The organism is Clostridioides sp. ES-W-0018-02, assembly GCF_020658175.1.
In the GTDB taxonomy this organism is placed as follows: domain Bacteria; phylum Bacillota; class Clostridia; order Peptostreptococcales; family Peptostreptococcaceae; genus Clostridioides.
In genome coordinates this window covers 104501-119065 of the sequence record NZ_JACVVY010000001.1, presented here as the reverse complement: position 1 = coordinate 119065, position 14565 = coordinate 104501, and the positions used below count along the sequence as shown (strand labels likewise).

Below are 14565 nucleotides of genomic sequence, written 5' to 3'. Positions count from 1 at the left end.
GATTCATACCTCACTTTCTTTTTCTTAATGCTATATTTACAAGTACTATTGAAACAATATCCCAAATGCAAATACAAAGAAATGCAAGTGGAATGTTAATTGCCTGTGTATATACAAGACCTGGAATATCTTTATTTCGCATAACGATAACTGCCATACTGGATAACGGGTGTAAATACATATTTACTGTCATTAAGATAAAACCAGAAAAGGCATACACCAATGTTATACAAGTTGGGAGAATGTATCCTTTTTGCGACACAGCGATTGCTAAAATTGGTAGCATTACAAAAGCAATAATAACACCAAATTCCAAACATTTTTTCAGTAAATATAAAACGCTTCCCCATTCAAATACGACATATCCAGGAAGTATACTGAATATAATAGAAGCAATGGCTGTAATCAGCATGAAACAAATAGAGTAAATCAAAACCACAAAAAATTTACTGAAAAAGTATCCCATTTTGCTTATAGGCACAATCAAAAGTTGTTTGAGTATATCATACTGATTTTCTTCGCGCATAAGTATCGTACAAAGCATTCCCAAAACGACAGGCAAAATAATAAAAATAGTATAACTGAACGCAGACCATTTATAAAATTGTATTGGGTCAACATCAGTTTCTCCCAAATGCTTGAAATATAATAGTGCGAAAAATGGCATAATGAGAGTAGCTAACAACATTAACCAAATAAGTTTCTTGCGGCGCAGTTTAAGAAATTCTGTTTGAATAAATTTAAGCAATGCCTTCTCCTCCTGTAATTTTTTTGAAATAGTCCTCTAAAGTATCATTACAAATCCCCGAACTAGTTACAGTAACATTCTGCATAACAAGGGCTTTATTTATTTCACCCATATTCAGATTAGTGTCGTAAATACGTAAGCTATGGCTGTCTTGAACAGAATAATCTTTTAAGTTGAATTGACGCTCTAAAATCAGTAAAGCTTTTGGAGTATCTGACACTTGCAGCAGTATATATTTACGATTTTTCTTTTCTAGTTGGCTCATGCTGCTTTCTTCCAAGAGGACACCATTGTTGATGATTCCAATATCATCAGCCAATAATGAAATTTCCGAAAGAATATGACTTGAAATAAGAATCGTTTTTCCGCACTCAACACTTAAATGTTTAATAAAATCTCTCATTTCAGCAATGCCAATAGGGTCAAGACCGTTTGTAGGTTCATCCAAAATCAGCACTTCTGGGTCATGTAAAATAGCATTTGCAATTCCCAGACGCTGTTTCATTCCAAGTGAATACTTACCAAACAGCTTTTTGTCTTTATAATGCAATCCTACTATTTTCAATGCGTTTTCAACTGCGTGTGGGCTGGCTGTGCCGCGCAGCTTCGCAAAAATTTCAAGATTTTCTGTTCCAGTTAAATTTGGATAAAATCCTGGTGTTTCAATAATTGCGCCAATACGGGGATATATTTGTTTTTCTCTACCTTTGATATTTTTTCCGAATACAGTTACTTCGCCAGAAGTGATAGGCGTCAGTCCTAAAATCATTTTCATAATCGTGGTTTTACCAGCTCCATTGCGTCCTAACAAACCATAAATTTGACCTTTTTTAATATGGAGATTGACTTTGCTAACCACTTCCTGTTCTCCATAAACTTTTGTCAGATGTTTTGTTTCAATCACAAAATCATTCATATAAAATTTCCTCACTTTCCATAAAACTACTTTTGTCATGTGATAACTGATAGAATATCAGAAACAATCACAATTAGAAGTATACAACATAAACCTTGCCAAAACCTTGCTAAAACCTTGCTTTTATCTTGTTTTAGCAGAAAGAAAGCCCTGCATTTTACAGAGCTTTCGGAAGCAATATTGTAAATATAGTCCCCATATTAATGGTGCTGTTGGCGGTAATCGTTCCTTTGTGAACATTGATAAGTTCTTTTACAATCGCCAATCCTAAGCCATTACCTTTTGATGACCTAGAATGGTCACATTGATACATTCTTTCAAAGATATGTGGGAGATTATCAGAAGATATTCCTTTCCCGTTATCTTCTACTACAATTTTGACTTGCTGTTCATTTTCAAAAATATGTAGTGTTACTTTATCTCCATCACTATGCCTAATGATATTTTGTAATAGATTATTAAGAATGCGGGTATATGCGTTTACATCTATGTGCATAACATACTCAGTTTCAGGTATATCAATTTCATATTCAAAATGGCATTTTTCTAAAATAGGAACCCAATCAGCTATAATATTACGAGATAATTCATTCAAATCGAAAAGTTCAAAATGAAAAATCTGTTCCCTAGAATCCAATTTCACCCATTCAAATAGATTTTCTACAAAATGTTTTAAGTGTTGGGCTTTATTATACGCAACATGTATATATTCGTCCTTTTCTTCTCCTACAACAATATCAGTTTCGATTGCCTCCAAATAACCAACCAAAGAAGCAAGTGGAGTTTTTACATCATGGGAAAGACTTGTCATTAGCTGTTTGTATGCTTGTTCCGATTGTTTCTGCTGGATAAGCTGTGATTGACTGTTGATTGCAATTTTGTTAATATCATAGCAAATTTGTCTTGTTATATCACTCTTCCTTGTTAAAACACGTCGGTTAAGGTTCCCGTTTTTTATATCTTCTAAAGCATATTTTATAAGTGCAAGCTGTGTTCGGACACGCCACAAAATAGAAACGAGATACACTATAATAATTAAAGCAAGAGCAAATGCAAAAAGCAGATAAACATTCATATTTAGGTTATGCCTCCTTATTAAAACGATAGCCAACACCTCGGACTGTCAAAATATAAAATGGATGTCCAGGGTCTGCTTCAATCTTTTTCCGTAATTTACTGATAAAAGACATAATATTACTATCGTCAAAAGCATATTCTTCTCCCCACACTTGCATATAAATCTGTTTTTTGGTAAACACTCGTCCTTTATTAGAAGCCAGAAAAGAAAGTAAATCAAATTCTTTGCTTGTAAGCTGAACAGGAATATTGTCAACGGAAACAACGCGATTTGTTCTGTCAATAACCATGCCTTTTATTATTATGCAATCTGTATCTGTTACAAAAGTAGGGTTTAACATAGTATAACGGCGAATAAGAGAATTGATACGAGCCATAAGCTCATTTATGCAGAATGGCTTTGTTAGATAATCGTCAGCACCTAGACGCAACCCAGAAACTTTATCATTCTCGTCACTTTTAGCGGTAAGCATAAGTACTGGGACATTACTTGTTTCCCTAATTTTTTTCAGAACTTGAAACCCATCTATGTCTGGCATCATTACATCCAAAATCACAAGAGAGCAGCTATTTTTGTTTTCATCAGTCAGGCGTAATCCCTCCACACCTCCATGTGCAATAATAGCAGATAAATTTTCTTGCTCTACACATTTTTTCATAAGAGCACAAAGCTCTTTGTCATCGTCTATAATCACAACATTATTCATATTATAGCTCCTTTCTCCTCTTTGTTCTACTATACGACTTTTTAGAGTCTTTTAGTATTAGCCACATATAATCAATTTTTGAAAATTCCAGTATATTTTGCACCATCTTTCAGAAATGCCCCATTTTATCGTCACTTAGGGGCAAGACATATATTCCATATTCAAATGGTTCTTTCGTTATAATATATCAGCATATATTATATATGGAGAACCAAATAAAATCAAGAAATGGAGTGCGAATACCATGATTTATTTTGCCTAATAATAAGAACTACGTAAATATCCCTAAAAAGAAAGGAGAACAGTAAAATGTAACTAGGTGAATAACTATTGCAAAAAGAACTCAGTATCAAATATCAATACTGAGTTCTTTCAACATTATAATTAGTCTCTCATAAAAATTATATCATTTAGCTTTTGTAAATCATTAAATGGTTGACTACAACTATTATTTTGACATACATAATAAGTAGTTTTGTCGTTTTTTAATCTATAATTATTTAAAAAATCTATCTTAGTATTTTCTTCATTGTATTTTTTTACTAAAAAAGTTGAATTTGGTAAAAAATTTTCACTTACTAAAGTCTTAAAACCAATTAAATCAGAGTTTTCCTTTAAAATACATATGATTTCTTTTGTAGGATAAAGTTCATACATTAATGAAAGCATATAAAAACTATATCCTGTTGGTGAATTTTTTACACTATCTGAATAAAGCTTTAATTGCTTGTATGACAATTCTTCAAGTTTATTGTCACCAGTAGTTTTTGCAAGTCTTATAAGATTATATAATTGTACAGAATTACCTGATGGAATAGCTCCATCATACAAGTCTTTTGGTCTTGCTATTAAATTTTCACTATCTTTACCATATAGGTAAAATCCACTTTTTTCATAGTCCCAAAAAAGCTCAATACAACTTTCATTTAATTTTAATGCCTCTTCTAAATACTTTATATCAAATGTTGATTCATAAAGTTCTATATATGCCCATATTAAAAATGCATAATCATCCAAATATGCTAAATAATCAGCACTACCATCTCTATATCTAGCTAATAATCTACCTGCTTTATTCACAAGATTACTATTTATAAAATCAATACACTTATTTGAATACTCTAAATATCTATCCATTTTTAGAGTTTTATAAGCCTTTGCTAAAGCTACTACCATCAATGCATTCCATGATGTCAGAATTTTATCATCTTTATGCAAAGAAGTTCTTTCTCTCCTATATTCAAATACCTTTTTACTCAAATTAGCTATTCTTTCATTATACTTATCATATTCTTTATTTTCTATGAGATTAGGAATACTTTTCCCCTCAAAATTTCCACTACTAGTTATATCAAAATAATCATTAAAGAATTTTCCATCTTCTTCACCTAATATATCAATTATTTCAAGTGGATTAAATGTATAAAATTTACCTTCCTCGCCCTCACTATCTGCATCTTGTGCTGAATAAAATCCACCTTCTTTATCTTGCATCTCTCTAATTACATAATCTATAGTTTTTATAGCAATTTCTTTATATAACTCTTTCTTGGTTATCTTGTATGCATCTAAATATGCAACTGTAAGCATAGCATTGTCATATAGCATCTTTTCAAAATGAGGTGCTAACCATTTTTTATCAGTGGAATATCTTGAAAAACCAAATCCAATATGGTCAAATAGACCTCCTCTGTACATTCCATCTAAAGTTTTTTCCACCATTTTTAATACATCTTCATCTTTTTCTATACTATAGTATTTCATCAAAAACATAAGATTTTGAGGACTTGGAAACTTAGGTGCATTACCAAAACCACCATATTTATCATCATAAATAGTTTTAAATATTCTAACTGATGAACTCAACATATCTTTTGATAAATCACCATCTGTATTTTTCACTCCAAAATCATCTTTAAGAGCCTCTACTATTTCATTTCCAGATTTTATAAGCATATCCTTATTTGTATTCCATTTGTCAGATACATTTTCCAATAAATCTATAACACCTGGTCTATTATATCTTGAGTATTTTGGAAAATAAGTTCCTGCAAAAAAAGGTTTTTTATCAGGAGTCATTATTATAGTCATTGGCCATCCACCACTACCTGTCATTGCTTGACAAACTGTCATATACACACTATCTATATCTGGTCTTTCTTCCTTGTCTACTTTTATTGCTATAAAGTTTTTGTTCATTATTTCAGCAACTTCTTCATCTTCAAAAGATTCATTTTCCATAACATGACACCAGTGGCAAGTTGAATATCCAATACTTAAAAATATCGGTTTATCTTCTTCCTTTGCCTTTTTAAAAGTTTCGTCGTTCCAACTATGCCAATTTATGGGATTATATGCATGTTGCAGAAGATATGGAGATTTCTCACTTATTAAATTATTAGGTTTTTTATTCGTTGCCATAATACCACCTCATTTATTATTTTGTTATATGTTTTGCAATAAAAAAATAGATATACACTTATAATAAGCATATACCCATTTTTAACTGTATATATTTAAGTTTTTATCTACTTAATTCCTCTAGGCAAATAATTTTTAAAATACCTACCAAAACAAAACAATACAAGAAATATCAAGCTATTTCTTTAAAGGTTTTTCAAAAGAAGGAGGATTGATATCTATCTTAGTATCATGATTTGGTCCTGGAGTTGATAAATCGAAGTATAGCTTAGAATCTTCTGTAACTCCAAAATCCTTGTTTGAACCTGTATCTTTAACCTTGTTTAAAGCATCTCTAAATAAAGCATTATGTGCTTCTTCTCTATTAAGTAAAAAATCAATTGTTTCTTTTACATATTTATCATCAATTTGTCTATATAGATGCTCATAAACTACCTTTGCTCTTTGTTCAGAAGCTATATTTGAAAGTAAATCAGCTACTAAATCACCTGTAACTGTAACATAATCAGCAGTCCATGGAGCTCCTGATGAATTTATTAATACTGGTGATAATCCAGTTAAAACATGAGTTTCGATTTCCCCTGTATCAACTGCTTTGTAATCAACATCATGCCCATTTAATAAATTTATAGTTTGACCTACCATTTCCATATGACTAAGTTCTTCTGCTGCTATATCAAGAAATAAATCTTTTATTTGAGGGTCTTTTATTCTAAAGCTTTGAGCTAAATATTGCATTGCTGCTTTTAATTCTCCATTTCCACCACCTAACTGTTCTTGCATCAAAACGGCATATTGAGGGTTTGGTCTTTCTACTTTTACTTCTTTTAATAAAGCTTTATCATGCTTAAACATATAAATACCTCCGTAAATTATTATTCAGAATTATTATTTACTTAAGTTACATTATTATTCTAAATTCCATCATTAATATTTAATCAATACTTTATCATACATGAATTAAATTATTATAAAACTAAAAAATATTAATCTATACTTGAGATTATTGTAAAATAAAAAACTGAATATCAATAAAAGTTTAATAAAAAACTTTATCAATATTCAGTATCAATTTTTAGTTACATATCAAATTTTCTAATGCATCATTAGGAGCTACAATAGGATAAACATCATAGTCTTTATCTATATCACATTGTAAAAACACAGGTTTATTAAAATCTATTGCATCCAAAATTCTTTCTAATCCTTCCATATCACATGCTTTATATCCATCTATATTATAAGCATTTACAAGCTTAACATAGTCTACATTTTCATTAATATCAGTTTGAGAGTATCTTTGATTAGAAAATAATTTCTGCCATTGTCTTACCATTCCTAGAGTTCTATTATTAAGCAATAAAATAAGCATAGGTACATTATAATTTGCAACTGTAGCTAACTCATTACAATTCATTCTAAAGCTTCCATCACCAGTAACTAAAACTACATTTTTATCTAAATTACCAACTTTAGTTCCAATAGCTGCTCCTAGACCAAATCCCATAGTTCCTAGACCTGCTGATGTTATAAAACTTTTATTTCCTTTAAAATCCCAATACTTTGCAGACCACATTTGGTGCTGGCCAACATCAGTAACAACTACAGTTGGATTTGCCAATTGCTCGTATTTTTCGTTTATTTTTCTAAGTATATTCTGTGGATGAAACTCTTTTTCCTCTACACCCTCACCTTTTCTAAAGGTCTTTATTTCCTCTTTCCAATTGCTATTGTCCTTACCTTCAACTCTTTCTAGTAGTAGACTAAGAACCATCTTTACATCTCCAACTAAAGATATATTGGACTTTATATTTTTACTTATTTCAGATGGGTCTATATCTATGTGTATTACTTTTGCATTTTTAGCAAATTCAGAACTTTTACTTATTACTCTATCACTAAATCTTGCACCTATCGCTATCACTAAATCTGAATTAGAAAGTGCTAAGTTACTTTCTCTACTTCCATGCATTCCAACCATTCCAAGAGATAATTCATTTTTTCTATCTATATTTCCAAGTCCCATAAGTGTATTTAATATAGGTGTATCTATCTTAGTTGCAAATTTTACAAGAACTTCTTCACTATTGGATGATTTAACACCTCCACCAGCATAGATTATAGGTTTTTTAGACTCTTTTATCATCTCCACTGCATCTTTTAAAAGTTTAAAGTTGTTTTCATCATCTAAGTCAAAATCATCCTTATAATCCATATACTCATCTATTTGACATAAACCATAGTCCTCATCATTAAAATCCATTTCTGCTAAAAACAAATCCTTTGGAACATCCACAAGTACAGGTCCTTTTCTACCTGAGTTTGCAACTTTAAAAGCTTCTTTTATTGTAGGTACTAACTCTTTAGTATTTCTAACTAGATAATTGTGCTTTGTCATAGATAAGGTTGCTCCAGTTATATCAATTTCTTGAAAAGAATCTTTCCCCAATAAACTAGTTGGAACTTGACCTGAAATTACAACCATAGGAGAAGAATCCATAAAGGCTGTTGCTATACCAGTTATAGCATTCGTTGCTCCTGGTCCAGATGTTGTAAAACAAACCCCCACTGTATTAGTGCTTCTTGCATATCCATCTGCTGCATGAACCAAACCTTGTTCATGTGAAGTCCTTATATGTTTAAAATAATCTGTATAATCATATAGAGCATCATAAAGAGGTATTACTGCTCCACCAGGATATCCAAATATTGTGTCAACTCCCTCTTTCTTTAAACATTCTAAAATTACCTTTGCTCCGTTCATACGCACTACTATGCACCACTCTTTCCCTCAAACTAATCCATTTAATATATTTATTTCAAGAATGACATCATACTTCTTAAATTTCTACCAACTTCAGCTATTTCTGTAGCATATTCTGCTTCTCTAGTTTTTAGGAAGTTTTCACGCCCTTCTTCATTTTCTTTAATCCATGCCTTAGCAAATTTTCCATTTTGTATATCTTCTAATACATCCTGCATACCTTGTTTTGCTGCATCAGTTATTACTCTTTTACCAGATACATAATCTCCATATTCTGCTGTATCACTTATGCTGTATCTCATTCTTTCAAATCCACCTTCATATATAAGGTCAACTATTAGTTTCATTTCATGTAGACATTCAAAATATGCTACTTCCTTTTGATACCCTGCATCTACAAGTGTCTTATATCCTAATTTTATAAGTTCACTTATACCACCACAAAGTACTGATTGCTCTCCAAATAAGTCAGTTTCTGTTTCTTCTTTAAAAGTAGTTTCTAAAACACCTGCTCTTGTAGCTCCTATTCCTTTTGCATATGCCAAAACTGTCTCTGTGGCTTTTTTAGTGTAATCTTGATATACTGCAAACAATGCTGGAACTCCACTTCCTTTAGTAAATACATTTCTAACTAAGTGACCAGGTCCTTTAGGAGCTACCATTACAACATCAACAAATTCTGGTGGTTGTACTTGATTATAGTGTATATTGAATCCATGTGCAAATGCTAATGTTTGACCTTCTTTTAAATTATCTCTAACGCTTTCTTCATAAACTTTCTTTTGCTTTTCATCAGGCATTAACAACATTGTTAAATCACTTTCTCTCGTAGCCTCTGCTACACTTTTTACTTCAAATCCATCTTCCTTTGCTTTTTGCGCTGACTTACTTCCATCATAAAGTCCTATCACTACATCCACACCATTATCTCTAAGGTTTTGTGCATGTGCATGACCTTGACTTCCATATCCTAAAACTGCAACCTTTTTATTTTTTAAAACCTCTAAATTTACATCATTTTCATAATACATCTTTGCCATCTTTACTTCCTCCCAATATTTTCTCTCAATTATTTTGTGATATTTATTTTTATTAGAAATTTATACTCATTATCATTGATTCTATGCTACTTAACAAACTTTATTTTCTAATTTATAGAATTTTAATCTTCAGAATCTCAATATTTATAGTTTTAATAATCTTAATATTTATAATTTTCAGTTTTTAGAATTTGTAATAGGTTTATAATTTCAATAATAATCGTATTTTTAATCTAAAATTTTTCTCATCTAATATTTTTCTTTAGTTTTTATTTAAACATTAGTTTCTTCATACTAGTTTTTAATTTTTATAAGTCATATTTAATTAGTGTCTTACTTGTTCAACAGTTATTTCTCTTATATCATGTAGTTTCTTCATGTGATTTAAGACACTATCTAGAGATGTCTTTTCTTCATTTACTATCAATTTTATACCTGAATTATTCATATTATCTACAGTCATACTTATTGATTGTATATCAACTTCTCTTCTTCTAAGTGTCATCGCCACTCTTAAAAAAGAATCTATTCCTTGGTTTAATTTAGCATATACAGTATTTTCCATAAAAAACTCCTCCTTATTTTTTATTATTATTTTCATTAATTTTATATGGATTAATCTTTTATATCGCTCAAAATAAAAAAACTTTCATCTTTATAAGCAATATAAATATTACTTATAAGGACGAAAGTTAAATTCCGCGGTACCACCTTATTTGTAGATATAAAAAATATATCTACCACTCTTTTTTCAGGTCGGGTAATTGATTACCTTAACCTTAGCCATATAACGTTGGCAGACGTTTGTACTTACTAAAATATATTCAGTACAAAAGCTCCAGAGTGATCATTATACTACTGTTAACACCAATTCTCAGCAACATTGGTTCTCTGTAGATAACTCTATTAGTATTGTTGTCTCTGTCATTGCTTTTATCTATCTAATTTTTTTAACTTTGTTTTGCTGTTAATATAGATTATATTATCTATCTTTTGGAATGTCAACGACTTTTTTAAAATTTTCAGATTATTTTTTTTCTTCGCAATAATCACTTTTTTATATTTTAAATGAACATTTGAAGTAATCGTTTTCATATTATTATCTTATATCCATTTTTTTTAAGCCAATTTTCTTTATCTTTATACTCTGGCATAATATTTTTTACCAAATCATAAAATTTTTTTGAGTGATTCATATGTAATAAATGACTAAACTCATGTACTATTATATAGTCAATTACATCTAATCTCGCCATAGATATTTTTGAATTTATATAAATATTTTTTTGAGATGTACAACTCCCCCATCTACTTTTTTGTTCTTTTACTTTTACATTAACTGGTGTTAGTTGCTTCATTATATCACAATTCGACTTAAGAAAATCGATTCTTTCTGAAACAATTCTTTGACTTTCATTTTTGTACCAACACTGTAAAGATTTTTTGATAAAATCTTTACTTAGGTCATTTGTTTTAACAATTATTTTATATTCTTCAAGATTTATTTTACACTTACTTTTTTTCGCACAATCATCCAAAGTTTTATTTACAACTAAGCAATATTCTTCACCAAGATAAAGAAATTTGTCACCTGTCATAAATGTTCTTTGCTTGTATGCTTCCTCTCTGTCTTTATACTCACCAGATTTTTTAAGTATCCAGTCTCCTTTTTTAATTATTATTTCTTCTATTATTTTTTTAGAAACTTTAGGTGGACTTATTACAACTACTTTGCCAAATGAGTCTATTTTTATGCAAATATTTTTTCTATTTTTATACAGTAATACTGCTTCTATTTCTTTATTTTTAAAATTAATATTTAAAATCTGATAATCTTTGCTCATCATTTTCATTAATTTCTTTTTTCCTTATTTGCTCTACAATTTATAAGTTCAGCTGCTATACACACAGCTATTTCTGCTGGTGTTTGAGCATCTAATTTTATTCCTATTGGAGCATGTACTTTATTTAGTTCTTGCTTACTGAACCCCTTTTTCATAAGTTTTTCGTATGTCAATCCAATTTTTGTTCTACTTCCAATCATACCTATATAGCAAGGATTCGTTTTAAGAGCCCATTCCAATGAACTTGAATCATATAGATGACCTCTCGTTAAAATAATTATATAGCTATTCTCATCAATTGGAAAATCTGGTATATTTTCAAAAGAATCTAAAACTACCACTTCTGAGTGTGGAAATCTTTCAGAATTAGCAAATTCCTCTCTATCATCTATTACTATTGTTCTAAACTCTAGAAGTGATAATATTACTGCTACATCTTTTGAAATATGACCTGCACCAAATATATATGCTTTACTTATATTTTCTTTTAAGTTTTTATTAAATCTTTCTAAATTGCTCTTCAAATTACTATCAATAAAATCTATCTGTATTTCTCCAGTACCACCACATATCATTCCAAGCTTTGCTATATCAGTTTTATTTAGAGTAAATTTATACAACATTGACTCTCTATTTTTTATAACATTAATTGAATGTTTTATGCATGTTGCTTCTACACTTCCCCCACCTACAGAACCAAATATAGAGCCATCACTTTTTACAATCATCATTGCTCCAGTTTCACGTGGTGTTGAACCTGAGTGAGAAGTTATTGTAGCAAATGCAAAGTCCTCATTATTTTCTATTAACTTTATCGCTTGTTCATATATATTCATATATTTCTCCTTACTAGTCTATTTAAAAATCTTCTATATGTCTACTTTAAGTTTTTTATTACTTTGTCTGGTATTACAAACTCAACTGGCCCCATATACCCAGGAGCTACTTCATATTCATCAAAACTAATTACAAGGTTTCCATCTTTATTAAAATAGAAATCTTGATACTTATTTATAGACTTAAAATTTTTTACTGGGGAATCTTTTTCTTGGTCTATAAAATATGATTTTGTATTGTCTTTCTTAATTTGATTTTTCATCTGTCCTTTTATATTATCACTTATAGCATCCATATATCTACTATCTTTAAAAAATATTGGTAAGTTTAATAGTATTTCTCTATTTTTATCAATAGTATAATGTGTTTTAGTTACATATGAGGAAGCTTCTATCTCTTCTTTTTTAACTTCTATAGATAAAAAGTCCTTAGAATTATTTTTTACACTATAACTTACATTTAAGTATCTATGACCTTTATTGTTTTCTTTTTTCATTTTATTTTGAAATTCACTATAAAGTTTTTTCCCATTTTCCATAAATTCATTGTTTAATTTATTCTCTAAATCTTTATCTTTTAAACCTTCTATCTTAGGAATTTTGATATTGACTTCATAATTATCTTGTTTCAAACTATAATTTTTAGCATTTATCACTTTTATCGGATTATTTTTATAACTCTATCAGAAGAACTTCCTGCAAATATAGGATTTACATTTACTAATGCTACAAGTAGACACACTGAAATCACAGCAATTTTAAATATAGATTTTTTAAGTTTTTTATATGTATTCATATTAGCCTCCTTAATATATTTATATATAAATTACTATTCTATTTACAAATTTTTTATTACTTTATATGGAATTACAAATTCTACTGAACCCATATAACCAGGTGCTACTTCAAATTGGTCAAAACAAATTACAAGGTCTTCATTTTTATTAAAATAGAAATCTTGATATTTATTTATTGTTTTAAAATCTTTAACAGGAGAATCTTTCCCCTGATCTATAAAATATGATTTTGTGCTGTCATTTTTCATTTGATTTCGCATTTGTTCTTTTATATTATTACTAATAACTTTTATATATTTATCATCCTTAAAAAGCATAGGTAAAGTTAAAACTATTTGTCTTTTTTTATCAACATTATAATGTATTTTGCTCACATATGATGATGCTTCTATCTCATTTTTTGTCATTTCTATTGATAGAAAATCTTTAGAATTATTTTTAACACTATAACTTAAGCTTAAATACTTATGTTCCTTATTTTTTGATAATTCTATTTTTTCCATTCTATTTTGAAATTCATCATAAAGCCTCTTTCCATCTTCCATAAAACTATTATTTAATCTCTTCTCTAAATTTTTATCTTTTAAACCTTGTATTTTAGGAATATCAATTTTAGCTTCATAGTTTTCGTTTTTTAAACTATAATTTTTTATAGTTACTACTTTTACTAATCCTCCAATTATAGGTAATTTAGAAAAGTTATCTGCAAATACAGGGCTAATATTTACTAATACTATAAACATACAGGCTGAAGCCATAATGACTTTAAATCTCCATTTATTTATCTTTTTATTTTGTTCGCAATATATATCTTTTATTTTTTTATGATTTATTATAGTATCTAGTTTCTTTGGTATTGGAATTTTATGATACTCATCTCTTAACTTATCTAACCTTTCTTTGTTCGTCATTCTTTTTATCCCTACTCTTCAATTTTTAATTTTAATTTTTTTAAAGCAGTGTATAACCTAGTTTTAACAGTATTCACATTTTCATCCAATATTATTGCTACTTCTTCAATCTTTAAATCCTCAAAAAATCTCAATATTATAATAGATTTATATTCAATAGGTAATTCTTCTAATGCTTTTTTTAAGTCTAAATCAGTATACTTATCACATTCTCCTGTCTCATCTATAAGAGTGATATCTGTCATATTATTATATTTGCGGTTTTTTCTAATAAAATCTATACTCGTTCTAACTAGAATTTTATAAAACCATGTTTTTATATAATTTACTTCTTTAAGGTTTTCTACTGAATATAGAGCCTTATACATGGCTTCTTGAACCACATCTAATGCGTCCTCTTCATTTTTTGTATAACTATATGCAATTCTATAAAAAGAGTCTTTATTATCGATAATGTATCTCTCAACTTTCCTTCTCTTTAAACTCTTAAACATTCCTGTAAAA

The 14565-nt window shown here is 29.1% G+C and carries 15 protein-coding genes and 1 other annotated feature; all 15 genes read right to left on the bottom strand.

Features of this window, described 5'->3' with window-relative positions; all coding sequences use genetic code 11:
* Window positions 1–10: 10 nt before the first annotated feature.
* Complete coding sequence (locus IC219_RS00580) at window positions 11–748, bottom strand: ABC transporter permease (protein ID WP_227432975.1); 738 nt, start codon at window positions 746–748, stop codon at window positions 11–13.
* On the bottom strand, window positions 741–1664 hold the full coding sequence (locus tag IC219_RS00575; RefSeq protein ID WP_227432974.1) for an ABC transporter ATP-binding protein: 924 nt from the start codon (window positions 1662–1664) through the stop codon (window positions 741–743). The genes IC219_RS00580 and IC219_RS00575 overlap by 8 nt, the downstream gene beginning before the upstream one ends.
* 157 nt (window positions 1665–1821) lie before the next feature.
* Window positions 1822–2739: a sensor histidine kinase gene (locus IC219_RS00570; protein WP_227831118.1), complete on the bottom strand. Its 918-nt coding sequence runs from the start codon at window positions 2737–2739 to the stop codon at window positions 1822–1824.
* A gap of 7 nt (window positions 2740–2746) precedes the next feature.
* Window positions 2747–3448, bottom strand: coding sequence for a response regulator transcription factor (locus IC219_RS00565; RefSeq protein ID WP_227432970.1), 702 nt, complete (start codon window positions 3446–3448; stop codon window positions 2747–2749).
* A 384-nt stretch (window positions 3449–3832) separates the two neighbouring features.
* Window positions 3833–5869, bottom strand: coding sequence for a thioredoxin domain-containing protein (locus IC219_RS00560; protein ID WP_227831119.1), 2037 nt, complete (start codon window positions 5867–5869; stop codon window positions 3833–3835).
* Between the two features lie 177 nt (window positions 5870–6046).
* Window positions 6047–6724, bottom strand: a complete 678-nt coding sequence (locus tag IC219_RS00555; protein ID WP_227432965.1) for a manganese catalase family protein — start codon at window positions 6722–6724, stop codon at window positions 6047–6049.
* Window positions 6725–6944: 220 nt separating this feature from the next.
* A complete protein-coding gene (ilvB, locus tag IC219_RS00550) occupies window positions 6945–8633 on the bottom strand; it encodes a biosynthetic-type acetolactate synthase large subunit (protein WP_227824256.1) in 1689 nt (562 codons plus the stop codon).
* 50 nt (window positions 8634–8683) lie between these two features.
* Window positions 8684–9703: a ketol-acid reductoisomerase gene (gene ilvC, locus IC219_RS00545; protein ID WP_255606542.1), complete on the bottom strand. Its 1020-nt coding sequence runs from the start codon at window positions 9701–9703 to the stop codon at window positions 8684–8686.
* Between the two features lie 295 nt (window positions 9704–9998).
* Window positions 9999–10238, bottom strand: coding sequence for an ACT domain-containing protein (locus tag IC219_RS00540; protein WP_227432962.1), 240 nt, complete (start codon window positions 10236–10238; stop codon window positions 9999–10001).
* Between the two features lie 113 nt (window positions 10239–10351).
* Window positions 10352–10610 (bottom strand) — a binding site (T-box leader).
* A gap of 154 nt (window positions 10611–10764) precedes the next feature.
* Entirely contained in the window at window positions 10765–11526 is a 762-nt protein-coding gene (locus IC219_RS00535; protein WP_227831120.1) for a SprT family zinc-dependent metalloprotease, read from the bottom strand.
* Window positions 11526–12353: an XdhC family protein gene (locus tag IC219_RS00530; protein WP_227432959.1), complete on the bottom strand. Its 828-nt coding sequence runs from the start codon at window positions 12351–12353 to the stop codon at window positions 11526–11528. Before IC219_RS00530 ends, IC219_RS00535 begins: the two co-directional genes overlap by 1 nt.
* A 41-nt stretch (window positions 12354–12394) precedes the next feature.
* Window positions 12395–12985: a DUF3298 and DUF4163 domain-containing protein gene (locus tag IC219_RS00525; protein ID WP_227831121.1), complete on the bottom strand. Its 591-nt coding sequence runs from the start codon at window positions 12983–12985 to the stop codon at window positions 12395–12397.
* 26 nt (window positions 12986–13011) lie between these two features.
* The gene (locus tag IC219_RS00520; RefSeq protein ID WP_227831122.1) at window positions 13012–13149 is read right to left on the bottom strand and encodes a hypothetical protein; all 138 of its coding nucleotides are present in this window, start codon (window positions 13147–13149) and stop codon (window positions 13012–13014) included.
* Between the two features lie 42 nt (window positions 13150–13191).
* Window positions 13192–14061 (bottom strand): DUF3298 and DUF4163 domain-containing protein, encoded by an 870-nt coding sequence (locus tag IC219_RS00515; RefSeq protein ID WP_227831123.1) that lies wholly within the window; start codon window positions 14059–14061, stop codon window positions 13192–13194.
* An 11-nt stretch (window positions 14062–14072) separates the two neighbouring features.
* Entirely contained in the window at window positions 14073–14555 is a 483-nt protein-coding gene (locus IC219_RS00510) for a sigma-70 family RNA polymerase sigma factor (protein ID WP_227432953.1), read from the bottom strand.
* Window positions 14556–14565 lie beyond the last annotated feature (10 nt).

Excerpts from the sequence above, each read along its gene's own strand:
- IC219_RS00575 (WP_227432974.1), bottom strand. The coding sequence starts at position 1,664 with ATGAATGATTTTGTGATTGAAACAAAACATCTGACAAAAGTTTATGGA.
- IC219_RS00570 (WP_227831118.1), bottom strand. The coding sequence starts at position 2,739 with ATGAATGTTTATCTGCTTTTTGCATTTGCTCTTGCTTTAATTATTATA.
- IC219_RS00565 (WP_227432970.1), bottom strand. The coding sequence starts at position 3,448 with ATGAATAATGTTGTGATTATAGACGATGACAAAGAGCTTTGTGCTCTT.
- IC219_RS00560 (WP_227831119.1), bottom strand. The coding sequence starts at position 5,869 with ATGGCAACGAATAAAAAACCTAATAATTTAATAAGTGAGAAATCTCCA.
- IC219_RS00555 (WP_227432965.1), bottom strand. The coding sequence starts at position 6,724 with ATGTTTAAGCATGATAAAGCTTTATTAAAAGAAGTAAAAGTAGAAAGA.
- ilvB (WP_227824256.1), bottom strand. The coding sequence starts at position 8,633 with ATGAACGGAGCAAAGGTAATTTTAGAATGTTTAAAGAAAGAGGGAGTT.
- IC219_RS00540 (WP_227432962.1), bottom strand. The coding sequence starts at position 10,238 with ATGGAAAATACTGTATATGCTAAATTAAACCAAGGAATAGATTCTTTT.
- IC219_RS00535 (WP_227831120.1), bottom strand. The coding sequence starts at position 11,526 with ATGAAAATGATGAGCAAAGATTATCAGATTTTAAATATTAATTTTAAA.
- IC219_RS00530 (WP_227432959.1), bottom strand. The coding sequence starts at position 12,353 with ATGAATATATATGAACAAGCGATAAAGTTAATAGAAAATAATGAGGAC.
- IC219_RS00520 (WP_227831122.1), bottom strand. The coding sequence starts at position 13,149 with ATGAATACATATAAAAAACTTAAAAAATCTATATTTAAAATTGCTGTG.
- IC219_RS00515 (WP_227831123.1), bottom strand. The coding sequence starts at position 14,061 with ATGACGAACAAAGAAAGGTTAGATAAGTTAAGAGATGAGTATCATAAA.
- IC219_RS00510 (WP_227432953.1), bottom strand. The coding sequence starts at position 14,555 with ATGTTTAAGAGTTTAAAGAGAAGGAAAGTTGAGAGATACATTATCGAT.